The organism is Streptomyces sp. NPDC047841 (assembly GCF_040704085.1).
GTDB classification, from domain to species: Bacteria; Actinomycetota; Actinomycetes; order Streptomycetales; family Streptomycetaceae; genus Streptomyces; species Streptomyces argyrophylli.
In genome coordinates this window covers 38,411-65,291 of sequence record NZ_JBEYRP010000018.1, presented here as the reverse complement: position 1 = coordinate 65,291, position 26,881 = coordinate 38,411, and the positions used below count along the sequence as shown (strand labels likewise).

Here is a 26,881-nt window from a genome sequence, read left to right as displayed (position 1 = left end):
GTGTCGGGTTTCGGCACACCTACCTACTCCCACAACCACACAACGAATCCGAGTACCGCAGGGTACAGCACGTGTGAGTTACGACTCATCCCGCCTGCGCAGTGCGGCCGCATCCCGCCGAGCAGGTGCTCCGCATTCGAGACGTGTGAACCCCGTACATGTATCGACGCGTATAACTGATGGTGAGTTCCGTCCTGTGTGAGGTGTCACGCTCGACGGGCCGGTGACCGGTTGCCGATCGATGAGTTCGCGTCTGTGGGGATGTTGTGACTGAGGAGCCCTGGTACAACCCGATCGTGGTGTTCGTTGCGGGTATGTCCGTGCCCCTGGGTTCGTCCGAGCGGATGCGCAACGAGGTCCAGGTTCCGCACCTTGAGCTGGTGAAGTACCTGGACGAGTTCCAGAACCTGGTGGCGCAGGTCGCGGGCGGAACGGCGCAGGGGGCCAACGGTGACTGGCCCAAGGCGTACGTGGATGCGATGAAGACGTTCCTGTCGGGGGACGGAGCGGACTACATCTCGGGGTTGCGGGACACGGCGGCGCAGCTGGCGGACGGGGCCGGGGAGTTCGCGTACCAGCTGGACTACACGAACCTGATGATCGTTCTCCAGGTGCTGGCGTTCCTGATGGAGTGGGCGATCACCCTGATCATGTGGGAGTTCAACCCGATCGGGGCGGCGGTCGAACAGGCGCTGCTGAAGGAACTGTTCAAGATCCTGTTCGGGAACACGCTGCGGCGGTTCCTGACGCATGCGGCGATGACGATGGTGACGAACGTGGCACTGTCGACGGCGCTGGACGGGCTGGCGCGGTGGATCCTGGCGCTGGGGGGCGAGCACACCTCGCAGGGGGACCAGTACCGGCACAGCGCGGTGCTCTCGGGTGCGGTCCAGGGTGCGATCGGTGCGGGAGTGCCGCTGGTGACCGGGCCGATCAAGAAGCTGATCTCGAAGGGGTTCTCACCGGCGGCCGTCAAGTCGATGCAGGAGTCGATCGAGAACGCCCTCAAGCATCCTTCGACGTCGACTCCCACGAGGTCCGCCGTCTCGGACCTGACGGGGGCGGTGACGCCCGGGACCACGACCGCCGTGAAGACCGGGGCCGGCCTGGCCGACGCCCCGCTGGTCAAGGACCTGGCCGACCTCAGCGGCACGTTCGGTCCCGAACTGGCGAAGCTGACGGTGCCGATGCGGGTCGAACTCACCCACAGTGTCGTCTCCAAGGACGCCCAGGACGCTTTCCAGCACGCGGTCGGCGACCAGTTCGAGCGGGCCTTCGGCTCCCGGCTGGGTCCGGATGTCGCCCGGGAGATGGGCGCGGAGTGGGCGAACGCGTTCATGGCGCACGGGGGCGGCGGCAGGAACCTGGCCGGCGCGCTGAAGTCGGCGCTGGATCCCATGGAGAAGCTCGGGGCGCCGTACCAGCCGCTGCGCACGGCTCTGTCGGACGGGGTGGCCGAGGCGATGCCGTCGGTGTGGAAGGAGAAGCCGCCGCACCTGATGCTGGACACCGGTTTCAGCATGGCCCACCAGAACCTGTCCGAGGCCGTCGTCAACTACATCGAGCAGGGCCAGTTCACCACCAGCAAGGAGACCACGTTCGGCGCGCTGGGCGGCGACGTCCTCGGCCACGCCAAGCATCCCGTCCTGGGCGCCGTCCACAGCGTCATCAGGAGCTCTCTCGGCCCCAGCCTCAAACTGCCCCAACTGCTGCTGTCCCCTGGGCAGTTCAACACGGCAGCCCCCGACGACCTCACCACCCCGCCCCAGTACACCCCGTACCCGACCGGAGGCGACTCCAGCCTCGGTGGGACCTACAACGCGGCGTTCACCCCCCCGCCCACGTACAGCGAAGCGACCCCGAACCCGTTCACACCGCCGTCCGTCGACACCCCCGCCCTCGGTTTCCCTGCCTTCAACGCCCCGGCCGTCAGCCTCCCCGAGGGTCTCGGTGCGGCAGGGCCTCAGACGGCTCTCGACACCCCCGCCCCCCACCAGACGCAGACGGGCTGGCCGCTGCCCACCAGTTCCGGCACCGGCTCCACCACGACCGCCGGTACGGGTGCGGGCACGGGCACGGGCACGGCAGCCGGAACTCCCGCGCAGCGTCCGGGTGCGCCCGCGGCGGGGCAGACTCCCCCGTCCGCCCCGCCGCGCATCAGCACCACGAGCACGGCCGGAGGGGACCCGGGCCGCCCGGAGACCCAGAGCGACAGCACCGGCAGGCCGGCGGCCGGTACCTCGCGTCAGGAGACCCGCGGGTCGCAGCCGGGCTCGACCGGGCCCGAGCGGCTGTCCACCAGTTCCTCCGGCGGCACCGGCGGGCCCGGACGCCGGGAGCCGGAGAACCCGGGGTCACAGCCGACGCCCCCCGCGCACGAGACCCCGGCCACAACGCAGGCGACCCCGGCCACCGCGCACGAGACCCAGGCCGCGCAGGAGACTCCGGCCACCGTGCAGGAGTCCGCCGGGCACCTCGACGAGCCGACGGAACGCGCGGACGTTGCGGAACCGGCACGGGACGGCTCCACGCCCGCTTCCGGTACGCCGCACCCGGCCCCGGCACCGGAGACGGCCACGACGCGCGGCCAGGACGCCGCGGCCGGTCCCGTCGACGCGACGGACGGGACCCGGTCGCGGACCCCCGCCCACGACGACGCCTCGCCGGACACAACCGGTCCGCAGCGTGACGTGCCCTCCGCGACCGGCACGGGAACGACGTCCCGTCCGGGAACCGAGCACTCGGCGACCGGCCGGGGCGACGGTGACCGGGAGGACACCGACGCGTTGCGGTCGTTCGGACGGCTCTGGGGAAAGGCGTCCGCCGACCGCGGGCTCCCCGCCCCGTTGCGGGCCGCGGTGACGGAGGCGTACGTACGTCTGGGGGGATCCCCGGAGCACACGGACGGACTGCTCACGCGGCTCGATGAGCACGCCGGCGACTTCGGCGGCCTGTCCCCCGTGGACCGGCACGTGGCGATCGTCGCCCACAAGCTGCTGCGGGGAACCCCGCGGGAGGTGGAAGACACCGTGGAGCGGGCGCGGTCCGCCGGTGTCACCGTCTCCGGGTCGGACGCGAACACGGGCACAAAGACACCGTCTCCCGCGGACACGGGCAAGGGCAAGGGCCGTCAGACCGAGCCCGGCGCGCCGGACGAGAGCACCAGGCCGCTGTCGCCGGACGAGGCGGACGCGATCCACGAGCGGCTTCGGACGGAGCTGGACCCCGATGTATACCGCCGTATCGTCCTCCAGGCCTCCGGGATCACCGGATCCGTGGTCGACACGCCGCTCAGTCTGGACAGGGGCCTGGCCGACGCCGATCCCGCGGCCTACTCGGTCCTGACCCAGGTGGCCGTCGTTCTGGCCCAGCACCACGACGACCCCCGGACGGGCCTCCGTCTGGCCGGCGCCCACGCCCGTGCCCTGCGCGACGAACTGGACCTGGACCAGGCGCCGCCACGGGTTCTCGCGGGCGGCTCCGAGGGGCTGAACGAGCCGAACGAGCCCGGCCGGACCGGTACGCAGGTGACGGAGACGTCGTCCTCGGGGCACCACGTCGCCGAGCCACCCCTGCGATCACCGATCGCAACGGGCCTCATCAAGACCCGCCTCACCATCAGCGGTCAGACCGGCACCCCGCACGACTCCGCCACGCACGTGGCCGATTCCGTTCCGTCGCCCGTCCGCGACCAGTCCCTGTCGACGGCTGTGCGGGAGCCGTCCCCGGCCGGCCCGGGACGAGCGGCCGACCCTGGGCCGGCCGTGCGGGGCTCGGAGCCGGGGGAGGCCGCCCCGGGTTCGGTGGACAAGGGCAAGGGCCGTGCGACCGAGCCCGACGCGTCGGGCGGAAACACCAGGCTGCTGTCGCCGGACGAGGCGGACGCGATCCACGAGCGGCTTCGGGCGGAGCTGGACGAGGACACCTACCGCGAGATCGTCTCCGACGCCTCCGCGATCACCGGCTCCGTCATCGACATGCCCCCGCACCTCGACGGGGGCCTCGCCCGCACCCGCCCCGCCGCCTACTCGGCCCTCACCGACGCCGTACGCATCCTCGCCGACCACCTGCACGACCCCGACGCGGGCGCGGCCCTGGCCCACCAGCACACCGTCGGCCTCCGCACCGCACACGGCCTGCCCCCCGCCACACCCAAGGGCCTCGGCGCCGGCCCCACACGCACGAAACCCAACGGCCGTCCCGCAAGAAACAGCCAGGCCGGCCCCTCTCGCGGTCCAGGCGGGCCCCGGACGTTCGGGAGGCCCGCGTCGGCACAGCCTGCCCCGAGGCCGTCCGCGGCGCACGCGCCGGCCGTGGACCCACGTGTGCGCCAGACCCTGCGCCCGCCCGTCTACGCACCCGAGAACTCGCTGGTCATGCACCCCGGTTACGCGTCCGGCGACCAGTTCGGCATCCTCGCGATGCTGCTCGACGAGCCCCACATGCACGTGCTCATCGCGGGCGGCCCCGGTCCCGGCCTTCCCGGACACGACCCGGTCCGGGACAAGTCCCGCTCCATCGAGGCCTTCTACCTGGAGAGCGGGATCCACCCCGACCGCATCTGGAGGCTGGAGCTCCCGAGCCTGGAGCAGGGCAAGGTCTGGAAGCCGCTGAACCAGGAGGCCACCCGTATCGCCCAGGTGCAGTGGAAGATCGACAAGAAGTTCAGCGCCATGTACCGGAAGAAGGAGTTGTGGGGTGTCACGGACGGCACCGGTTTCGTCGCCCGCCACTTCTCCGATGAGCTGCGGACGAGAATCCGCACGGCGTGGAAGCTGGACGACCACCGCGACACCGAGATCACCGAATGGCTCGCCGGCCGGGGGGTGCGGATCCCGGAGGGCGAGAAGGACGTGCTGGTGCTGTGGTCCCGCTTCACCGGCAAGTCCACGAACTGGTCGGGTCTGCGCAGCCGGATGGAGCACGACACCAGCTTCGAGGGCACGCGGCAGCTCCTGCGGAACCTGGCGAAGGACTACAAGGCGGTGATCATCACCGGCGACCCGCACCCCGGCCAGGGCAAGGAGGGCAAGTGGGACGAGCTGGTCCGGGACATGCGTGCCGAGCTCGGCACCGAGGACATCCACCAGCTCACCGGCTTCTGGCGGGGGAAGGACGCCGCGCTGAGCGCCTGGGGCGGTGACACCCGCACCGGCCAGTTCCGCCTGTACGACCACCTGAACCGGCGGCACGGCGTGCAACACGTCGGCTTCCGCTCCGGGAACCTGGAGGCCGTCGCGCTGATCGGTCACGACGTCCACTACCTGGAGGATGACGGCTCGACCGGCTCCGTCCGCATGCAGGCGTGGCACGACGCGGGCTACGGGCGGACCAGCAGCGGAGGCCTCGCCCCCGGGTACGAGCGCATCGTCGTCTCCGAGCCGCCGACCGCGTCCGGACGGTACTCCAAGGACTTCGAGGTGAAGCCCGAGCTGCGGGGGACGTACCAGCCGCCCGACCCGAACTCCCGGTGGCGCAAACCCGTCATGGCCTACGCCAAGGAACACGGCTTCGGTCACGCGGACGTGGAGCTGATCCGACGGGAGCTGGGGCTCGACGAGCGCGCCGTGCAGAGCCGGGCCGACTTCGACGCGGACCGCCTGCGCCACGTCATGCGGAAGTACGCGGCGGCCACCGCTCCCCTGCGGCGGCACCCTGAGACGGTCGACTCCGCCACCGCCGCGTACGTGACGTACGCCGACGGCTTCCTGAGCAACAAGCCGAACGAATACGACGGCGGCCCGGCCCAGATGTACGACGACTTCGTCACCCACGTCCTGCCCTCCTTCCCGCACATCTGGAACAGCAGCCGCTCGGTGCAGCAGCGGGCCTGGATCGCATCCCACCAGCAGCAGTCAGTCCGGACCGGCACGGCCGGGCAGGCCACGTCCCGCGGTGACGGAGTCGCGCCGCGCGGACCGCAGCCGGACGCTCTCGGCACCGGCAACGACATGGCGGTGACACACGCGGCGCACATGGACTGGGAGCCGTCCACACCCTTCGGCAAGGGCATCCTCGGCAAGACCGCGGCGTCGCACCAGGAGACCCCCTCTGCGGCGGGCAACGCCATGCGGGAAACGCCTCCCGTCCACACACCGCTGAACCCGCTCACCGACCTGAAGATGGCGTACGCCGCGCAACGCGGCATCCGCCACGGCGACGTCTCCGACAGCGCGTTCGACGAGTTCCTGCGGAAGACCGCGGCGCACTTCGACGACGCCGAATGGCGACGCATGACCACCCGGGAGAAGGCCGGGCACATCGTCGCCGTGGAGGCCACGGGCGGCCCTCTGCGGAGGTCCGGCGGCGCGCACCCGCTCGACGACATCGCTCCGCACACGCCGGGAGCCGGGCCCTCCCGCCTTCCCGGCGGTACCTCCCACACGTCCGAGGAGCCCCATGAGCCGGTGTTCGAGGAATCCGAGGAGGGGGACGGCGAGGACGAGTTCCTCGGTCCGCAGCCGATCTCGGATTTCCTGGACGAAGAGCAGTGGTGGAACGTCTACATCAGGGCCGATGACCTCATCAAGGCAGCGAACGCCTCCCTGACGGATCCCAGGATGCTCGGTAATCCGGGCGGCTACTACGAGCAGACCGACCCCGGCTACCAGCAGCACATGACGGACGCGTACCACGAGTTCCTGGACGATCCGCAGGCCGTGGCCAAGCCGGTGAACTCAGCCGACTACGTCCGTATGCACCAGGTCGTGACGGGCCATGAGGCCGATGCGCTCGGGTGGTCCGATCTCGGCTGGCTCACCGATCTTCCGGATTCCCACTACGTGAGCTCCGATCTCTTCTCGGAGACGCTGCTCGGCCGGCCGCTGATCACCCGGCACCTGGGAGACGCCTGGCCCTATACGGGTGACGCCCTGCTCACCGTCGTGTCGGACGAGGCCACTCCCGCCATCATGGTCCGCTACCAAGGCCACGAGGCGCCGGCCCTGATCGACGCGGTGTTCGAACGCCATTACCGCGAGATGGAGCGCGTAGGCACGAAGAACGAACACGCGATCATCATGTCGATCGCTCGCACCGTCCGGGCCCTCAGCCTCCTCAACCCCGTCGACCCTCCCTCCGCAACAGTCAACCACTACCTGCTCTTTCCCAAGCTCCTCCTCGAACAGGGACTCCCTCCGGTCGTCTCGTCCGATATCGAACACATGTTCAGAGGTGACCACAGCGCCGAAGAGATCACCCGCGCCGTCATCAAGATCTATGACGCACAGGAAGAATCCGACCCCACCGAACAGAAGGCGGCACCAGAACTCAAGACGCTTTCCGATTACTACCCCGAGAAAGACTGGTGGAACTTCTACATCACCGGAAACGCCCACCGACTGGCGAAGCGGGACCTCCTCAAGATCCCCGAGCTTCAGCGCGACCCCGGACGCTACTTCGATGTGCAGCTCCCCGACAGCACCTACAAGCCCTCCCCCGGCTATCAGCAGAGCATGATAGCCGCCTACAAGGCGGCCCTGGACGACAAGACGTTCATCGCCAAGCGGTTGAACTCGACGGAGCACAAGAAGCTCCACGAACTCGCCACCAGGGACGTCAAGGGCAATTTCGGATGGACCGGGGAAGGCGGCGTGGCATTCCCGCTGCGCAGGGCCGTCGAACTGAGCCCAGACCTGCTCTCGGAGAGATTGCTGGGCCGCCCCGTGGCCAAGAACTACAACGTCCACGGCGAACAGCCGATCACCTCCTTCACCAGCGGTCTCATGATGACCAGACACGAGGAGGGCGGCGCACCCCGCCTGGTCGACGCCGTCTACGACCGCTACTACAAGGAAGTCGGCGAAGCGGCTCCCGGCGACCGGCGCGCGGTTGTCACCGCCATCGGGCGCGCCGTCCGCACCCTTATGGTGATCCACGCGTTCACCGACGCGAACAGCAGGCTCAACATGCGCGTGATCCTGCCCAAACTCCTGCTCGAAAACGGCTTGCCGCCCGTATATTCATCCGCCTTCCATCAGATCTTCCAGGGTGGATATTCACTGGAGAAGATCACCGACATCATCGACGGCCTCATCACGGAGAAGCTCGGCGGTCCGGCGTTTCGGCTGGACCCGGAGCTGGCCACACATGAGGAAGCAGCGGATGATCCGGCGCCGGAAAGCGACCTGGCTGCCATCGAGTACGCCACGGCGGCGGCCTCGTTCGAAAAGCGGCTCGGCCGGTACCTGATGGAGCGCCCCCAGGCGCTGGAAGCGACCCGGAAGGCCGCCCAGGCGGTATGGGATGTTCTCCAGGAGAACAATCCGGGTAAACTTTACATGCTGGGCTCGCTTTCCGACTCCGCGGTCGGCGGTGTCGGAGTCGATGTCGACACCCTGCGAAGCGTGGTCAGTTCCGGCAACCTCCGCGAATTGTCCACGCTTCTGTACAACGCCACCTCCCATTCGGCTCTGGCTCCCTTGATCAAGGCACCCGGCTACGGCGACTTCCCGGAGATCCAGGAGGAACGCATCTGGCGGCAGCCCCACTTCGGCCAACGGCCGCCGACGCGTCCCGAGGACGTGGTGCCTCCGCTCAGCGAGGCCGAGCGGGCGATGTCGGTGCGGACCGACGCCGCCGGGCGGGAGTACCTGCTGTGGTCGGCGGCCAGTGACAGGCAGCAGCTGCCACTGGACAGCCCGTTGCACCAGGCGGGGCAGGGCACCGGAGCCCTGGTCGCCACCGGCACCTCCGGTTCCCTGGCGCTGGTCCTGGAGACGGTGTGGCGTCTGCAGGAAGTGACCGGCCAGAACTTCGACCTGGACGAGGTGCGGCTCGGACTGATCGGCCACAACCTTCAGGCGGGCCATCACACGCTGCATGAGCTGATGCGGTCGGCGGAGCTGTGGGACAGGGCGCACGACGGTCATCTCGGGCTCCGCTACGAGAACGCGTGGAACCGGTACCGGCATCTGGCGCCGCTGACCGAGACCGAACTGCGCGAGCACGTCGCCGAGAACGGGCTGTTCCCCGACGAGATCGCCCTGGGCGTACGCGACTCCCGCCTGGACGACGCGTCCGTCGCCGACGGCAAGACGATCCTGCACGCGCTCGGGATCGACCCCCGGCGGTGGGCCGCCGAACTCGAACGCGACGGGCACGGCAACCCTCTGCCCGGATGGCATCCGGAGTCCGCCGACAGGCCGGCCACACGTCTGGACGCCTGGTCGCAGTACCTGCGGGCGCAGAACGCCCTGGACATCGCCGTCGAACAGAGGAACCTCCTGCGTCCCCCCGGGCAGGACACCGTCACCGAGGCCGGCCCGGACGGCCACGGCGAGCGGGAACGGCGGCAAGCGACCGCACAGGTGGAGGAACACACCCGGCAACTCGCCTCCGCCGAGGAGGCGTTGCGCAGCACGGGACATGACCCCGGAGAACTCGACGGGCGCTTCTCCGCCTGGCTCCAGGGGCTGGAGACGCACTCGCCGTCCCGTGAGCCGGACCCGGCCGAACAGGGCACCCAGCAGGGGCCGGACACGCGGTCGGCGGACAAGGGCAAGGGCCGTGAGGTCCCGTCCGAGGGGCCGGAGACGGACGACGGTGTGCGGTTGCTGTCGCCGGAACAGGCGGACCAGGCTCACGAGCGGTTGCAGGAGGAACTGGGCGACTCGTACCGCCATATCGTCACGCGGGCGTCCGGGATCGTCGGTTCCGTGATCGACATGCCGCCGCGGATCGGCGGGGGGCTGGCCGACACTCACCCCGCCGCCTACACGGTGCTGACCGAGGTGGCCGGCATCCTGGCCCAGCACCGGAACGACCCCGTGACGGCCGCCGCCCTGGCCGACGGTCACGCCCGTGCCCGGCGCGACGAGCTGGACCTTCCCCCGGCGGTGCCCAAGGGTCCCGGCGCCGGTCCCGGACAACCGGTGGAAGGCGGCGGTCCCGCTCCGTCGGACGCGCCGGCGACGGGCTCGTCGTCCAGGCCCACGCCCGGCGACGGGACAGCGCCCGCGCAGGTGCCCAGCGGCAGTACCCGGCCGGCCACGACCGGGACGTCTTCCGGTGCCGAGGCGGTGCCGTGGAGAATTCCGAGCGAGCGGCTGGCGCCCAGCCGGGTCACCCGCCCCGACGGCAGTTCGATGATCACGTTCTCGTGGCGTCCGTACGAGCCTTCGACGAGTGTCTTCCGTGTGCTCGACGGCCAGAAGGCCGGTCTGACACCGAGGAGGGTCAGGGACTGGCTGAAGGAAGCGGGGCTGTACGTTCCCCCGGGCCCGGTACGCGACGCGGTCGACGACCACCTGTATGGAGTCCGCGACGGCGAGGTCGTCTACCAGGAACACGACGCGGGGCAGTTGCTCAGGGACCTGAGGCTGGCCGCCTACCGGCAGCTTCAGGAAAGTCAGGACACGGTGATCGACGCCGTCGTCGAGACGTCGGCCCTGATCACGGCGAAGTATCCGCCCGAGGGGCACTTCTACCTGGGGCTGGGCCGCAGCCCCGCGGCGATCATCGCCGCCCTCCAGGCGACCGGCCACCCGGCCCAGTCGATCCCGCTGTCCGACTTCCTCCCTGCTCCGGCGGACGGCGAACGGTCGATCTTCCGGAACGCTTTCAAAGGCCGTCCGCCGCTCAGCGACGATCAACGCCGGATGCTCGCCGCGCACTTCGACGAGTTCGTCCGACCGCATCTCGAAGCGGGCAAGGACATCGTGCTCATCGACTACACCCAAAGCGGCCGTTCGTTGTTCTCCGCGCAGCACTACCTGGGTGCCTACCTGGCCGAGCGCGGTTTCGACGGCAGGGTCAAAGCCCTGGCGATGCACCAGCAGGCGTTCGCCCACCGCGTCGACGGGATCATGGACTCGATCCAGGCCCCGCGCAGTTGGCTGCTCCGTCCCCGCGACTGGTACTACAACTCCAGCAAGCGCATCGAGTGGGGCAACAACGCGGACACGCCCTCTCTCGACGCGGACACCGCGCTCGCCGGCAAGGGTTCCGCCCTCGGCGACGCGTTCGAACTGGAGGCGTTCGACGGACTCGCGGAACACGGCTCCTACAAGATCCTGGAGCAGACCCCGCAGAACTTCGAAGTCAACCGCCCCCTGCGCGTGCACGCCCAGGACGCCGGCGGCTACCAGATACTCAAGGGCGTCATCAAGACCTACCTCACCCTCGACGACCCCACCGGCACGAGCCACGGTGACGGGTCCGCGGCCCGGGTCTCCGAAGTGCCGCCGCGTGCCTCAGGCCCGGCGGACCAGGACACCCCCCTGCGCACACCGGACGGAGCAGACGCCGCGACCGGGCCCGCGACGCGTGGTTCCCTCGATCCGCGTACCGATCTGAAAATGGAGTACGCGGCGAAGCGCGGCGTCCGGCACGGTGATGTCTCCGACAGCGACTTCGGGGAGTCCCTGCGGCAGGCGGCGGCACACTTCGACCAGGCCGTATGGCAGCGCATGACCACCCGCGAAAAGGCCGGCCAGATCATCGCCGTGGAAGCCACCGGTGTTCCCGTCAGGACGGCCGGCGGTGCTCGTCCGGACCACGTCGGCGCCGACGCCCTCCGCGATGAACCGAACCCGGATGAGGCGGCCGCAGCGGATCCGGACGCACCCCCGCACGGTGCGCGGCAGCAGGACGACGGGACCGCGGCGGCCACCGCGCCGGTGCCGTCGGACACCGGTGAGGAACCGGGGGGCCCGGCGCTCCTGTCGGAGATGGTCGCCGAGCGGAACTGGTGGGAGATCTACGTCCCCGCGTCGCATCAGGCGACGGTGGAGAGCGAGTGGCGCGACGCCGGCCACCGGGGTGACCCGGGCGACTACTACGAGAGGTACTCGCCCGGCCACAAGCAGCGGATGCTGGACGTCTACCACACGATCCTCGACGACCCCCGGGCCATGGCCACGCCCCTGGACTCCGGGCAGTACGCCCGGCTGTACACCCTGGTCAAGGGCCTGGACGGCGACGATCAGATCCCGTGGTCGCAGCAGGGCTGGGGCGGCCCCGCCCCCGAGTCGGGACACGTGAGCTCCGACCTCTTGGAAGAGACGCTGCTGGGCCGGCCACTGATCAGCAGGGACGCGGACCCCGCCGGGACGGACGACTCCGTCGTACGGGTCGTCAGCAACGACAAAGGAACCTTCCTCGTCGCCAACTACCGACGCGACGAGATCCCGCGCCTGATCGACGCGGTCTTCACCCGTCACTACCAGGACATCGCGGCCACCGACCCGGCGGACGAGATGGGAGTCCTGACGACCATCGCCCGCACCACCCGCGCACTCACCGTTCTCCGGCTCGCCCAGGAACCCGACACGCTCAACGAACATGTGGTTCTGCCCAAACTGCTGCTTGAGCAGGGGTTCATGCCCGTCACATCAGTGGAACTCCAGACCATGTTCCACGGCGACCACACCGCAGCGGAGATCGCCCACGAGATCGCCAGGGCCATGACCAGCGGCGAGGAGGAGCCGCCTCCCTCCGACGTCCCCGGAGAGACAAAGCCGAAGCTGCTGTCCGAGCACACGCCGGAGAAGGACTGGTGGCGGCTCTACATCGACCCGTCCGTGCACAGCGACGCGGTGCAGCACGCCGGCTACCGTCCGGAACTCCACCGGGACCCCGGCCTGTACTTCGACGCGGGCACCCCCGCCATCAAGGGCTCCCCCGGCTACCAGAAGAACATGATCCGCGCCTACCGCGACGTCCTGGACAACCAGGAATCCCTCGCCAGGCGCATGGACGCGACCGAACACCGCAGGATCCACGGCATCCTCACCGGCGGCATCCAGGGCAAGTTCACCTGGTCGGAGAACAAGACCAGCTTCCCGTTGCGGAACGAGACGCGCGACGACAGAGGCCGGATCGTCCGGTACGCCGACCTGAGCCCTGACATCCTCGAGGAAGAACTGCTGGGCCAGCGGCTGGTCGCACCCTACGCACCCGACCTCGACAGCGAGCCCATCACCACCTACGCCAAGGGCTTCGGCGTACTCAACACGAACCACGCACCCGCCAAGGCACCACGGCTGGTCGACGCCATCTACGACCGGTACTACCAGGAGATCGCAAGCGCCGGGGACAACCGGACCGCCCACCTCAAGGCCATCGCCCGAACCATCCGCGCCTTGATGGTGATCCACCCCTTCACCGACGCGAACAGCCGCCTCAACATCCGCCTCGTCCTTCCCAAACTCCTCCTCCAACACGGCTATCCACCCGTCTACCACGAGGATTTCCACGTCCTCTTCCAAGGCAGCTTCTCGGTGGAAACCATCGCTGAACGCCTCAACGGCCTCCTGGAGGAACGACTCGGCCCCGCCTCGCGTCCGCCCTCGGAACCCGCCGGACACGAGGAGGCGGATGACGGCCGGGCCGGTCACCCGGTTCCCCCCACCGCGCCCTCCCCCGAGCCCGCACGGACCGAGGACGAAACTGCGGACACCGAGCAGGCGCTGGACGCACTCTCCGGCTTCGCCCCGGAGAAGGACTGGTGGACGTTCTTCATCGACCGGAGCGACCACGGTGCCGCGACGCATGCCGCGCAGAACGACGCGACCACCGGCGGCGATCCCGGGGCGTACTACGAACGCAGGCACCCCGGCTACCTGCGTGGCATCACCGCGGTGTACCGAGAGGCCCTGGACGACACGTCCGCCCTCACGCAGCACATGGACGCGCGAGGATACGAGCGTCTCCACAAGCTCCTCACGAAGCACATGGGCGGCGCGACCCGGTGGTCGGGTGATTCCCGCTCCGCCTTCCCCATCGGTTCGGCACACCTCAGCGCGGAACTCTTCGACGAACAGTTCCTGGGGCGGAAGCTCGTCGTGGCCATGGACGGCAGGAGCGATCTCGACAAGCAGAACCCTCCCCTCACCGTCGTCAGCAGCTCCCCACACGGGGGCGCGGTCATGCACAACGCGTACGACGTCCGCGAAGCCCCCGCTCTGATCGATGCCGTCTTCAGCAGGCACTACCGGACCCTCGAAACGCTTGACAGCGGCGATGACCACGCGATTCTGAGCACCATCGCCCGTACGGTGCGCTCGCTCATGGTGATCCACCCGTTCACGACCGGCAACGAGTGGATCAACATCAGAGTCGTGCTGCCCAGGCTCCTGCTGGAGCAGGGATTCCCGCCTGTGATCCTGCGGGACGCGGCGAGGATCTTCGACGGCGGGAACTCCGCGGACGAAATGGCCCACCAGATCGAACAGTCCCTCATCGCCTTCTGGGGATACGAACCTCCCGGGCGTTCCGCCCCGCAGACGGGTGCTCCCTCCCCGAATCCGGTGCAGGCGGCCACGGATCTGGCCGCCATCCGGTATGCGGAAGCGTCCGCGGAGTTCGAGAACAACCTCGGCCGCTATCTGGTCCAGCATCCCAGGGCACTGCGGTCGCTCCGCGAGGTGGCAAAGGCCGTCTGGGACGTCCTCGAAGCACACAACCCCGACCGGCTTCCCCTGCTGGGATCGACCTCGCGAAGCATGGCCGGCAGCGTCGGAAGAGACGTACGGGTCCTGCGGGAGGTGATCCGTTCCGGCAACATCCGGGAACTGGCCACCATGCTCTTCAACGCGTCCAACGCCCAGGCGCTGCGGTCGCACATCCCTCTGCCCGGCTACTCCGACTTCCCCGAGATCCAGCACGAGCGTTCCTGGCGGCGCTACCGCGACGACGACTCGCCGCAGCTCCGCCCGGAAGACGTCGTGCCTCCGTTGAGCGAGGCCGAGCGCGCGCTGGCGGTCAGGTCCGACGCGTCGGGCCGGGAACACCTCCACTGGTTCAGGGCCGCCGACACCAGTCATCTCCCGGTGGAGGCGCCGTTGCACACGCAGGGTCAGGGCACCGGAGCCCTCGTCGCCACGGGTACGTCCGGTTCGATGACGCTGCTGCTGGAGATGGCCTGGCGGCTCCAGGTACACACCGGCCGGAACTTCGATCTCGACGGCCTGCGGCTGGGCCTGCTGGGACACAGCCTCGTCCTGGGCCACCACTCGCTGCACGAACTCCTGCGTTCCGCCGCGTACTGGGACTCCGTCCACGGACACCGCTACGGCTTCCGCTACGACGACAGCTGGAGCCGCTACCGGCAGCTCGCACCGCTGACGGAGAACGAACTGCGCGAACACGTCGCCAGGGACGGACGGTTCCCCGACGAGATCGCACGCGAGGCGGACGACCTCGTCCTCGACAACGAGTCCGCCGCCGACGGCGAGAGCCTCCTGCACGCCCTCCGCATCGACCCCCGGCACTGGGCCACGGAACTGGAACTGGACCAGCACGGCACCCGTCTGCCCGACTGGCAGCCCGCCTCCCCCGACCAGCCCGCCACACGACTGGACGCCTGGTCACGGTACGTACGCGCCCACCACGCCCGCCAGATCGCCCGGGACGAGCACGACACCGCCCCGCGCGACGACCGCGGCATGGCCGTCGGCCCCGACGCCCACCAGGCCGGCACCGCCCTGGAACAGCACGAGCAGGAACTCACCACTGCCACGGAGATCCTCCGTGCCACCGGCCACGACCCGGAGGAACTCGACACCCGCTTCTCCGACTGGGTGCGGCAACAGTTCCGGAACACCCGGCGGACGGCCGACCCGCTCACGGAAGACCCGGGGCCCCTCACGGTCGACGGCCTCGGTGATGACACAGCCGGCACCCGGCCCACGCCGGTGAGCGAAGGTGTGCTCCTCGGCGACGTGACCCAGCCGATGATCGGCGAGGGGGGGTTCCACCGTTTCGACACCGCCGACGGCGGAACCGTGTACATCAGCGACAGCCAGATCAGTGGCGGAGCTGTCAGCCCCGACGTGGCTCGGCTGGTCACCAGGTTCCTCAACGGAGGACTGGTCCTCCATCGCGTACAGCCCCTGACCGCTCCGCGGGCGGGATACGAGGGTGAGCCGGTGAACCTGCTCCCCGTCGGCCAGGAGGAGTTCCCCCGGCACAACGATGTCGACTCGACCGCGTTCACGGTGTTCTCCACCACTCCCGAAGGCGCCGAACACGGTTTCCACGAGCCGGGCGAGCAGCGGCCGGGTGCCTCCGCGGGGCTGATGGTGGACGTCATCGTGGGGCCGGACCAGCACATCGCCGTCATCGACGCCACGACTGTCCAGGTCCGGGACCTGGTGGTCGGCACCTTCGCCGATCGCGCGCCCCTCACCGTCGACGCCCCCGAACAGCCGCGTCGCTCCGGCACCACTGGCCTCTCGCCCGACCCGCGCGACCAGCCTCGTGCGGAAGCGTCACGCACACCCGCTGACAGCGTCCCGCCTTCCGGCGAGACGACCGTCCCGGCCATCGTCGACTCGGTCTTCTCCATCCTCACGTCGCCTCATGTCCGCGAAACCCCCGCCGATGCCGGCGGGACCGGCCTGACCGAGGACAGCGCGAACAACCCGGTGCCGCCGGGCGAGGAGGGCGTCACCAGGACTCCGACGGGCAAGGGCAAGGAACGTGCCCACGACGGGGAGGACGACACCCGGGACGAAGGGGCGGTGATCGACGCGGGCGCGGCGATCACCGAAGCCCGGCGCAACCTGGCCCACGCGGAGTCCGTGCTGGAGGAGGTACAGGCACAGCACGGGCGGCACCTGGGCACGTCCACCGATGTCGACGGCACACGCATGGCACAGGCGTACGACGATTACGTGCGGGCCGGTCACGAGTTGTCCGAGGCAGAGGCTCACTGGTACGAGATCACGAACGGCGAACCACTGCCCGAGGTGCAGCCGTACGAGGGACCCGGCCTGGGCGGCGGCATGCCGCTGCTGAAGCGGAAGACAGGGGACATATCCCAGCGCGCGCCCCTTCCTCAGGAGACCGGGGAGGGTTCGGCACAGCCGGTCCACGGAACGCATCCCGCGACCATGAGCACGCACCAAGCGACGGCGTCCGACGCCTATTTCACGAGGTGGCTCTCGAACACTCCGCCGGAAGCACGGAGAAACAGGCACTTCGCCGGCGTTTATGACGCTCTGGAAGCCTGGGTTCACCACCGCGGGTCCCTCGACGCCGTCCATCACAGTATCGACGCGTACTTGGACTCACTCGCAGGGCGGTCGAGCAACAAGTACACCAGTGCTGTGAGGGGCTTGCGGGATCGTCTGGACCAGCGGACGCGGAACCAGACGCCATCGGGACCCGTGTATCAGCATCAGGGCCGGAACAGCTCGGTCGGGCACCTCGACGTCGGGTACGGAATGGAGCGCTCGGACACCCGGGAAAGCCACCGCAGCCAGGTGTCGGTGGCGAGCGCGTCGGAGCGGGGCCGCTCGAAGACGCGCGGCATCTTCGGCCGCATCGGAGACACGTTCAGGCGTTCGGTTTCCCGTAACGGTGCGCGGAAAGACAGCCTGCCCCTCGCCGAGGGCACGATGCACCCGCAGTACACCGGGCACCAGGTGCCCTGGACCGGCCCGACGCCGCAGCGCCCGCCGTCCGCGGCCGGACCGTACGCCGCCGGCCCGTCCCGGCACCGGTCGTCTTCGGCGGCCCGCCCGGACACAGCGCCTCACCAGTACCAGCAAAGCCCTTACGGCACCATTCAGCACCACCCGACGGGCGCGCCGGCCACAGGCCACCGCCGTAACCCGAGCCAGGTCAGTGTCAACAGCCTTGTCGGCCCGTTCCAGGCGATGGGTGTGGGCCAGACGTGGCACGGTGGCCCGCAGGCGCATCCCTCCCACGCGCAGGGCCCGGTGCACGTCCAGCCGGCCCGCCAGCAGGCGTCATGGGGAAGCGGCGTGCCCGGACGACCGCCCTCGGCGTCCGGATTCCACGCGGAGCCGCCGCGTGGCCGTGGCTCATCGAGGACACGGCCGGGCACCGGGCACAATCCGCCCCTCACGAACCCCTACGGCACGTCCCAGCCCTACTTCGTGAGCGCGCCGCCGCAGGGCGGTCCGCAGGTGTACGCCCCGACACACGTCCACCCCCAGGGCGCGATGTACGCGCAGCCTCCCGGTCACCCGGCGCCCCATCAGACGGCCGTGCCGCACAGGGCACCGCGGCGCTCGGACGGTCCGCAGCGGCAGAACCCGCAGCCTCCGCGTGCGGTGTCGCACCAGGCGACACAGAACCCGGGGCCAGTCATGGCACCCGACCTGCACAAATACTTGGTCATGAAGCCCGAGAGCGCCAAGCCGTGGAGTGAGGCGCCGCGCTACAGGAATCACCCGACGGGGAGGGAAGGCACTGTCGTTCTGGAGTACTTCCACACCTGGGAAGACACCTACAGGGAGCGCCACCGACTTCTGACGGAGGCCCTGGGGAAGGGGTCCGTCACACAGCGCTCAGCCCCCTTGTCGGGTTATGAGCAAGGCTACCTGGCGAACCACCATCCGGCGCTGCAATCGTTCTTCGCGTATCAGGAGAGGCACCCGAACAGCCACCAGGACGCCGCGTCGCGGAGGCGGGGTGCCACCAGGTACAAGGTCGGGAACACCCGGTTCACGGTGCACTCGGATTCCAGCAACGCATTCACGAGCCATGCGGTGGAGACATACACGGCGGCAGTCCGGCGGATCCTCGCCAGGTTTGACGTACCTGAACTGGAAGTGCACGTCTCGCGCTACAACAACACGCACTACGTCATCAACGAGAACAAGGTGGTGGAGGAACACAAGATCGACACCGACGGCATACCGTCGCTTCTCCATGACGGCCGGGTGGCCCTCTTCCTGCCCCCGTCGACGATCATGATCCTCGCCAAAAGCCACGTGAGCGAGGACGCCCTCATACATGAGATCGGTCACGCTCTGCACTTCACCCGGAACCTCGCTCTCTACGAAGAAGTGGGTGCTGCGAAGTGGATCGACGCCGAGACGCAACGGCTCGCCGCCAGCGCCACCACCAGTGCCGCGATGCCCGGATACGCCGGGCAGAACGCGCTGGAATTCGTTGCGGAAGTATTCCTGCGTCTGGTCAAGGGACAACGTGTGGACCCGGAGATCATGGCCATGTACACGGCCTTTGGAGGAGCGCTGCCGAACAGGTAGGGCCAATCCCGCACCGAGTCGATCGCCACCATCCATTTTCTATGTGACAGGAACTGCGCATGACGGAACAGCACGCACTTGCCGGGCGGAACATGGATCCGGCACCCACCGACGACGCACATGACGACTCCGACTCCATCACCCTGCCCATCCCGCCGCCGGAGATCATCAGCGCCGCCCGTTTCGCGCGCGGCCAGTGGCTCACGGAGGTCGATCCCTTCTGGGCGGACGAGGACGACGTGCCGTCGTGGGCAATCGTCGGTGAGTGGCAGACCGATTCCAGAGGGCTGATCGTCGCCTGGCGCGCGAACGACGCGTACCGGCCGTCGCCACTGGCGCTGGGCTGGCCCGAACCTACGGACCCGGTCGACCAGGCGATGCAGTGGGCTGCCACCGGACACGGGCCGGTCGAAGCAGTCCTGCGGGCCCTCGTCGACGCCGAGGAGGTCGCCGTCCTCACCACGCTGGACGGGTCCTTCGTCACCGCCCTCTCCCAGGACGGCGCCGAGGTGGTACCCGTCTACACGGCCGCGGACCAGATGCTGGGCGTCGGTCGTCTGACCGCGCGTACGGCGCCCGTCGCCGAGCTGCTGGACGGGCTCCCGGACGGCCACGAGTTCTACCTCAACCCCGCCGGCCCGGTCGCCATGCGCGTGCGGACCGAGGCGTTGCGGGAAACGCTGGCCCGGGCATCGGCCGAAGCCGAGCGTCCGGAAGACCTGTCGCCGGGCCTCGAACCGCCCTTCGTGCCCGTGCCCACACAGTCCGCGGAAGCTGAGGAGTCACTGCAGGCCCCCGTCGGTCCCTGACCCCTCCGGCCGGCGACGGCGGGCGAACACCGCCCGCCGTACCGACCCGGCCGAGAGGACCCGGGCACCCTGGAGTCCACGCCTTGATGGCCGGGACGGCGTCCGGTCGCCGCCTCGCGTGCCCCGCGACGGACATGTGATCCCCGGCGCCCCCGGATTCCGTGTCCCTAGTGAGCGGGCCGGAACCCCGGCTCCCCAAGCCGGCCGGACCGGCCCGCCGGTCGTGCACCGGCTCGGTGGACGGCCTCGCCCCCTGGGCGGCGGACACACATCTTCTTCGAGGAGACGGTAGTGGGACGTGTGGAGAACAAGATCGCACTGGTTACGGGCGCGGCACGCGGACTGGGCCGCAGCCACGCCGTCCGTCTCGCCGAGGAGGGTGCCGACATCATCGCGCTGGACATCTGCGCACCGGTCGCCGGCATCGACTACCCGATGGCCACCCTCGACGATCTGCGCACCACCGGGGACCTGGTGGTGAAGGCGGGTCGCCGGGTCGTGACGGCCGAGGTGGACGTCCGGGACCGGCAGGCCCTCACGGAGGCGGTTCAGGCCGGGGTCGCCGCGCTCGGGGGCCTGGACATAGTGGTGGCCAACGCGGGTGTGGCGGCGTTCGGACGCTGGGACGACACTGACGGGCAGCAGTGGGAGGCCGTGCTGGGTGTGAACCTCACGGGCACCTGGAACACGGTGGTCGCCACGATTCCCCATCTGCGGGCCCGCGGCGGCGGTTCGGTCGTGGTCACCGGCTCGGTCGCCAGCGTCGAGGGCCTGCCCTGCGCGGAGGCGTACACGGCCTCCCAGCACGGTGTCTTCGGACTGGTGCGCTCGCTGTCCGCGGAACTGATCGAGGAGCGCGTACGCGTCAACGCGGTCCGCCCGACCGGCGTGTCCGGAACGGGCATGCCGCAGACGCTGCACGCGGTGGCGGACGTCCAGGCGGGCACCTGCGGGGAGTCCGCGTTCCGCCACGGTTTCGGGGCCGACACCGTCGAGCCCGCGGACGTCAGCAACGCGGTGCTGTACCTGGCGTCCGACGCGTCACGGTACGTTACCGGTACGGCCATGCCCGTGAACGCCGGCCTGATCAGTCACTGACCGTGCACCGCCACAGGGACCGAAGGGACCGGCATCCCGAACATGACCCGCGCTCCGCGCCCTCAGAGGGTGCGGGCGAGCAGGGCGAGGAGCTCGGTCCAGTGGCGCTCGGCCGCAGCGGGGTCGTAGGCGGCGGTGTCGGACTGGGTGTAGCCGTGGTGCGCGCCCTCGTAGACCTCGCACCGGTGCTTGACGCCTGCCTCGGTGAGTGCCCGCTCAAGGCGCCTGACCTGGTCCTCGGGCATCGACGGGTCGTCGTCGGCGTGCGCGAAGTACAGCTCGGCTCTGACCCGGCCGGCGAGCAGGTGCGGGCTGTCGGGCGCCTCGCTCGCCAGCCAGCCCCCGTGGAAGCCGGCCGCCGCGGCGACCCGGTCGGGATGGGTGCCGGCCGTGTACAGCGCGAGCCGGGCGCCCATGCAGTAGCCGGTGACGCCCACCGGTCCCTCCGCGACTGAGGGGGCGTCCGCGAGCCAGGCCAGGTAGGCCCCGGCGTCGCGCTCGGTCAGGTCCGGCGTGAGCGACTCCATGACCGGGACGATCTTCTCCACGATGTCCGGGCGGGCCTCCATGTCGATGAACTCGGGCAGTTCCACGACCGGGGCGGGGCCGTGCCGGTAGAAGACGTTCGGGACGAGCACCGCGTAGCCGGACGCCGCCAGCCGGTCGGCCATCGCCTTCAGGTGCGGGCGCAGCCCGAACGCGTCCTGGTACACGAGCACACCCGGGTGTGCCGTCCCGTCGTCGGGGTGGACGAGGTACGCGTCGGCGGTACCGTCGGCGGTGGCGATGTCCACGGAGGTTCGGCTCAGGGCGCTCATGGCGGGGCAGCCTTTCGGTGCGGTCGGGACGGGCGGCGGCACCACGGCACACCGCCCTGCTCACACATGACGAACACACCTGTGTGTCCCGCGATTCCCGTTCGCCATGACCGATCGACATATGTTTCTCCGCCCCGGCGGGTCGCGAACGGGCCTCTGCTCGGACCACATGCCGAACACGGCACCGGCGTGCCGGCGTGCGCCCCGCCGAAGTCCTCTCCGCCCGGCCGTACCCCGGCCGCCAGGAGGGCGGTGGACGGCTTAGCTCGGCCTCGGTCACCGGATCCCGGCTCCAGCGCGCGCCCTTGGTCGGTGATCATGGCGGCGACCGCCCGGGGGCTCGGAGCGCCCGAGATCCAGACGGGCACTCCGGGCCAGGCCTTCGGCATCAGCGGCCCGTCGTGGAGCAGAGTGAGCCGCCCCGGCGCCGTCCCGGGGACGCCGACGTGCCACAGGTCGCACCCCTGGGCGCGGTCACACAGGACGGCGCTGCCGTCGCGCCGGTGTTCCAGGGCGTAGCCGCCGGGCGACGCCGGGGACGCGAGGACGAGCGGTCGGCCCGCCCGCCGCGCGGTCGTGTCGGCGGTGCCCATCGCGGGTCCAGGGGACGTGCAGCGCGGTGGCGCGCGCGGCGGGAGGCGGCCGTTCCGCCGGGGGAGAGGGAACGGCCGCCGGATCCGCCGCACCTCGATCGTGCGGCGGAGCTTCCCATACGGCAACGGATCAGGCACCCCGGAAGGTTCACACCTGCCGGCTCGGCTCCGGAACGGTCCGCCCGCCTCCGGGTCCCGCTGCGAACTCATCGTACACACAACCGGGTTGGAGCCGGGAACGCCTGATGTTTCTCCGCTTAGACACATATGATCGTCCGGCGACATGCCACGACCACATGTCACGGAGCCGGTGGCCCGGCTCTGCCCTCACACCGCGAGGACAAGACTGACGTGAACGACGACTTCCACCCCGGCCGCCGACGCCTGCTGAAGATGTTCGGGCTGGGTGCCACCGCGACCACCGCGACCCTCCTCCAGGCCGACCCGGTGCTCGCCGCGACGCTCGGGTACGACGAGAAGACCGGTGTCTCTCCGACCTCGTACCGTGCCCCCAAGGGGCTGGCGAAGAACACCGCCGCCAAGCAGACGGCGCTCGACTGGATCTCGGCCAACGAGGGCGCGGTCAAGAAGCTGAGCGACGAGGTGTGGCAGCACGCGGAGCTGTCGCTGCGCGAGTGGAAGTCCTCCCTCGCCCACGCCAGGCTGCTGAAGGACAACGGCTTCACCGTCGAGTGGGGCGCGGGGGGCTTCCCGACCGCCTTCGTCGCCACCTACGGCACGGAGGGCCCCGTCCTCGGCTTCAACGCCGAGTACGACGCGCTGCCCGGCCTGTCCCAGAAGAAGGGTGTGGGCAGCCACGACCCCCTCGTCTACAACTACGACGCCTACGGCCCCACTTACGGCGCCGGCCACGGCGACGCCCACAACACCCTCGGCGCGGGCGGCACCGCCGCCGCGATCGCCGTCGCCCAGGCGATCCGGGCGGGCGGCCTGAAGGCCCGGGTCAAGCTGTTCGGCAGCGCGGGCGAGGAACAGCTCGTCGGCAAGGCGTACGCCGTCAAGGAAGGCGTGTACGACGGACTCGACGCGTTCCTGGACTGGCACCCGTTCAACATCACGGTGCCGTTCTGGAACACCACCAGCGCGCTGATCTCGGCCACCTTCACCTTCCTCGGTGCCTCCGGTCACGGCGGCACCCCGCTCGGCAACAAGAGCGGTCTGGACGGTGCGCTGCTGATGGCCACGATGTCGGAGTACCTGCGGGAGAAGAACGTCGCCCCGTCCGGGCGGTTCCACTACGCGATCATCAACGGCGGCGGCGCGCCCAACGTGACCCCGGACATGTGCTCCATCTGGTTCTTCGTCCGCGAGGGCAGCCCGGCCCGCGCCCGGGTGCTCTACGACAAGATCGTGGAGTGCGGGAAGGCCGCCGCCCAGGCCAGCCAGACCCGCCTGGTGCACAAGTTCCACTCCGCCACGTGGAACCTGCTGGCCAACAAGGCCGGCGCGGAACTGCTCAACGACAACATGCAGCAGATCGGCGCCCCCAGGTTCACCGACGCCGACCACGCCCTGGCCAAGAGCATCCAGAAGTCGCTGGGCAAGCCCGAGGTGGGCATGCCGACCGAGCTGACCCCGCTCGCTCCCCCGGCGGCCGCGTACACCGGCGGGCTGGCCACCGACACCGCCGACATCAGCTGGCAGGCGCCCACCGCCGTGCTGCTGTCCGCGGCCTACCCGCCCGGCATCCCGAACCACAACTGGGGTGTCACGGCGACGGCGGCCACCAACATCGGGCACCAAGCCCTGCTGTCGGCCGCCCGCTACCTGGCCGCGGCCGCGATCGACCTGATCGAGCAGCCGGAGCGGCTGGACGCGATGAAGCAGGAGTTCAAGGACCGTACCGAGGGCGTCGCATGGGCGTCGATGATCCCGGACGGCAACCAGCCGCCGCTGTACGAGCCGCCGGCCGGCTTCCTGAAGGCGACCGGGCAGAGCTGGCCGCCGAAGGGCGTGACGTGGCCGGTGCCCCCGGTGGTGTCCACCGAGCAGCTCGGCACCACCGGCCCCAGCCTCCCGCCCGTCACCTGACGTCCGTCGCGCCCGCGCACATGCCGCCCGTGGCCGGTTCCTCCCGGCCACGGGCGGGTCCGTGTCCCGCCGGTGGACGCGGCGGTCACCGTGCCAGCGAGGCGGCGTCCCCCATGACGACCACCGGGTGCAGCGCGGGATCGAGGGTGCGCAGCAGTTGCCTCATATGTGCCTCAAACAGGCTCACACACGCGTGGGTCGGGCCGCCGTGGTCGACGTGCAGCCATATTCCGCCGCCCCTGTCCGCGCCCTGCGGGCGGCTCCAGTCGAGCGGGGACCTGCCGGTCACGCGGTTGTAGTCGATGGCGACGACGTAGTCGAAGGACCCGGCGAGGGATTCGCCCTCGAAGCCGGTACCGCCGACCGTGAACCCGCCCGAGCGCGTGTACGGCAGTTTCGTGCCCGGGTCGGGCAGCAGACCGCCGGCGTCGCTGAGGGTGAACACGCCGATGGGCGAGCGGAGATCACCGAGGTGGTGGTCCGTGGTCCAGCCGTGGAGGGCGTTGTGGGCCTGCCAGACGGCGCCGCCTTTCCAGCCGGTCGCGGTCTTCCGGTACAGCACCACCCGGGAGCGGGAGGAATCCTTGCCCTCGCCGGTGACCAGCACGACCTGCTGTGCGTCGGCGGAAACACGGGCGGCCGTACCGGGTCCGAGACCGGGAAGGGCGGCGAGGCCCCCGCGGGCACCGTCGGCGTGCTGCGCCGCCCGCACGGGGGTGGCGTCCGGGGCGGACGGCCGTGCGGAAGGGGTCCCGTCCGGTGTCCGGTCCACCCGGACGGCGCCCTGGCCGCCCTGGGCCGCCGTGGCGCCGGTGGCCCCGCCCGGGCCGCCGCAGGCACCGACGGAGAAGGTGGCCACCAGGGCGACCACCGGCAGCGGCAGCCGTGGGCCGGCCCCGGCGAGCAGCCGGCTCTTGGGCGCGGGCTTGCGGTGCCGGCCTCCGTGTCCACGCTGGTCGGATGACGACATGTCTGGGACATCCCCGTTTCTCGACGGTTCTCGGTCGGAGTGGGCGTTCGCGCGAGCGGGTGCGGTGCTGCCCGGGTCGCGCCCGCCGGGCCGCGGACAGGTCATACGCGTGAAGGCCCCTGCCCGCCGCACGCGGGCCGGCGATCACACGTTACAGCGACCGCGGTCCCGGGTGTGAAGAGGGCACGGCGCTGACTCATGTCGCAGGCGGGTGTCCCCGGGGGCACACACGGCTGGTATGGGCAGCCGCGGACGGACCGACGCGATCCTTACACCTGTCGCCACCTTGCGACCTTCGGTGGAGCAAGGGCTGGCCGGCCGGGACCGGCGCCTGGAACCGGGACGCGGTGATCCTCGGCTGCGCGGTGGGTGTGTGGATCGGCGGCTTCGACCTGATCTACGCCTGCCAGGACGCCGGCACCGACCGCGCGACCGGCGTGAAGTCGGTGCCGGCGCGGTTCGGCGTCCCGGCCGCCGTCCGGGGGCGCGGGCCTGTCACACCGTCACGACGGTCCGGCGATCTCAGTCGCCGCTCCCCCGGCGAGCGGCGGCGGCCAGGGCGCGGAACTCGTCCCAGCGCACCTTGGGCCGGGGCAGCGCGCGCCGTTCGAGGTAGCGGTCGGTGGCCCGCTTCGTACGGCGCAGCACGCCCAGGGCGTCACCGGCGCGCCCGGAGCCCATCGGTTCCACGACCTTCTCCGGAACCAGCAGCAGTCGGTCACCGGCTGTCTCCAGCCGGCCGCGGACCAGCGCGTTGTGCATGTTGTTCAGCAGCGCGTCGTGACGGTGCACCAGCAGCGAGGCGGGTCCGGGCACCGCGGCGCAGTCGGCGGGCACGTCCACGACGTAGCCGCCGTCGGTGGGCGCCGGCCGGGTACGGGCGAGCACGGGCGCTCCGGACGCGTCGCGGGCCGCCAGCACGGCGCTGGCGTACCGGGACAGCTGCTCGGCGCCCGGCAGCGGGCCCGGGCCGGCGTCCGGCCGGCTCTCCCGCGGCCCGGGCACGGTGAGCGGAGGCCGGACGGCGACCTGCTCGGGCGTCACCGTGATCAGCAGTCGCAGGTAGTACCAGTCCATCGTCCACCGCGCGGGGGCGGAGACGTACGACCGGCTGTGCGGCTGCCGTTCGAAGAGCATCCGCCAGTAGTCCTCGGCGCCTTCGGTACCCGTCATGATCTCGTCGGGGCACTCCGCCCTGCCGCCCACGAAGATCTGCGGCGCGTCGGTGAGGCCGCTGCCCGTGGGGTCGGAGAAGAGCAGGCCGACGCGTCCGTCGCGGCGGATGTTCAGTGCCTTCTGCGCGAAGGCGGGGGAGGTGGTCAGCAGCAGGGTGCCGTTCTCGTTCCGGCGTGCGGCCGTCGGCCAGGCGGCTGGGGTGCCGTCGCGTCCGAGGGTGGCGAACTCGCAGGTCCGGTAGGCCTCCAGGACGTCCAGAGGGGCCGCGTCGAGAACTGTCACGGTTCTTCTCTTCCGGTGGGCAGACGTGGGTCGGGGAACACGTGTCGATGACGGGTGGTGGTCAACTGCCGCTCGCCGGGTGTCAGTTCGGCACGCAGGGCCGCCCGCTGCGGGCAGG

7 protein-coding genes and 1 pseudogene are annotated in these 26,881 nt (G+C 70.3%); 5 read left to right on the top strand and 3 right to left on the bottom strand.

Annotated features, from left to right (window positions below):
* The first annotated feature begins 314 nt into the window (after positions 1 to 314).
* The 3 genes from AB0947_RS29035 (at position 315) to AB0947_RS29025 (ending at position 20,872) form a co-directional block, all read left to right on the top strand.
* Positions 315 to 18,965, top strand: coding sequence for a hypothetical protein (locus AB0947_RS29035; RefSeq protein ID WP_366753297.1), 18,651 nt, complete (start codon positions 315 to 317; stop codon positions 18,963 to 18,965).
* 59 nt (positions 18,966 to 19,024) lie between these two features.
* Entirely contained in the window at positions 19,025 to 19,774 is a 750-nt protein-coding gene (locus AB0947_RS29030; RefSeq protein WP_366753296.1) for a type VII secretion system-associated protein, read from the top strand.
* 291 nt (positions 19,775 to 20,065) lie between these two features.
* Positions 20,066 to 20,872, top strand: a complete 807-nt coding sequence (locus tag AB0947_RS29025; protein WP_366753295.1) for a mycofactocin-coupled SDR family oxidoreductase — start codon at positions 20,066 to 20,068, stop codon at positions 20,870 to 20,872.
* 62 nt (positions 20,873 to 20,934) lie between these two features.
* Here the strand turns inward: AB0947_RS29025 and AB0947_RS29020 are convergent, their stop codons facing one another.
* Positions 20,935 to 21,690, bottom strand: a complete 756-nt coding sequence (locus AB0947_RS29020; protein ID WP_366753294.1) for a dienelactone hydrolase family protein — start codon at positions 21,688 to 21,690, stop codon at positions 20,935 to 20,937.
* Between the two features lie 944 nt (positions 21,691 to 22,634).
* Here AB0947_RS29020 and AB0947_RS29015 point away from each other — a divergent pair.
* Entirely contained in the window at positions 22,635 to 24,335 is a 1,701-nt protein-coding gene (locus AB0947_RS29015) for an amidohydrolase (RefSeq protein ID WP_366753293.1), read from the top strand.
* A gap of 85 nt (positions 24,336 to 24,420) precedes the next feature.
* Here AB0947_RS29015 and AB0947_RS29010 read toward each other — a convergent pair whose 3' ends face one another.
* Complete coding sequence (locus tag AB0947_RS29010) at positions 24,421 to 25,305, bottom strand: L,D-transpeptidase family protein (protein ID WP_366753292.1); 885 nt, start codon at positions 25,303 to 25,305, stop codon at positions 24,421 to 24,423.
* Positions 25,306 to 25,613: 308 nt separating this feature from the next.
* Here AB0947_RS29010 and AB0947_RS29005 point away from each other — a divergent pair.
* Positions 25,614 to 25,816: pseudogene (locus AB0947_RS29005) on the top strand (UbiA family prenyltransferase); the annotation flags it as partial.
* An 11-nt stretch (positions 25,817 to 25,827) separates the two neighbouring features.
* Here AB0947_RS29005 and AB0947_RS29000 read toward each other — a convergent pair.
* Positions 25,828 to 26,763 carry a pyridoxamine 5'-phosphate oxidase family protein gene (locus AB0947_RS29000; RefSeq protein WP_366753291.1) on the bottom strand — a complete coding sequence of 312 codons (936 nt, stop codon included), beginning with the start codon at positions 26,761 to 26,763 and terminating at the stop codon, positions 25,828 to 25,830.
* Between the last annotated feature and the right edge of the window lie 118 nt (positions 26,764 to 26,881).

Coding starts and splice junctions, on each gene's coding strand:
- AB0947_RS29010 (WP_366753292.1), bottom strand. CDS start 25,305: ATGTCGTCATCCGACCAGCGTGGACACGGAGGCCGGCACCGCAAGCCC.
- AB0947_RS29020 (WP_366753294.1), bottom strand. CDS start 21,690: ATGAGCGCCCTGAGCCGAACCTCCGTGGACATCGCCACCGCCGACGGT.
- AB0947_RS29030 (WP_366753296.1), top strand. CDS start 19,025: ATGACGGAACAGCACGCACTTGCCGGGCGGAACATGGATCCGGCACCC.
- AB0947_RS29035 (WP_366753297.1), top strand. CDS start 315: ATGTCCGTGCCCCTGGGTTCGTCCGAGCGGATGCGCAACGAGGTCCAG.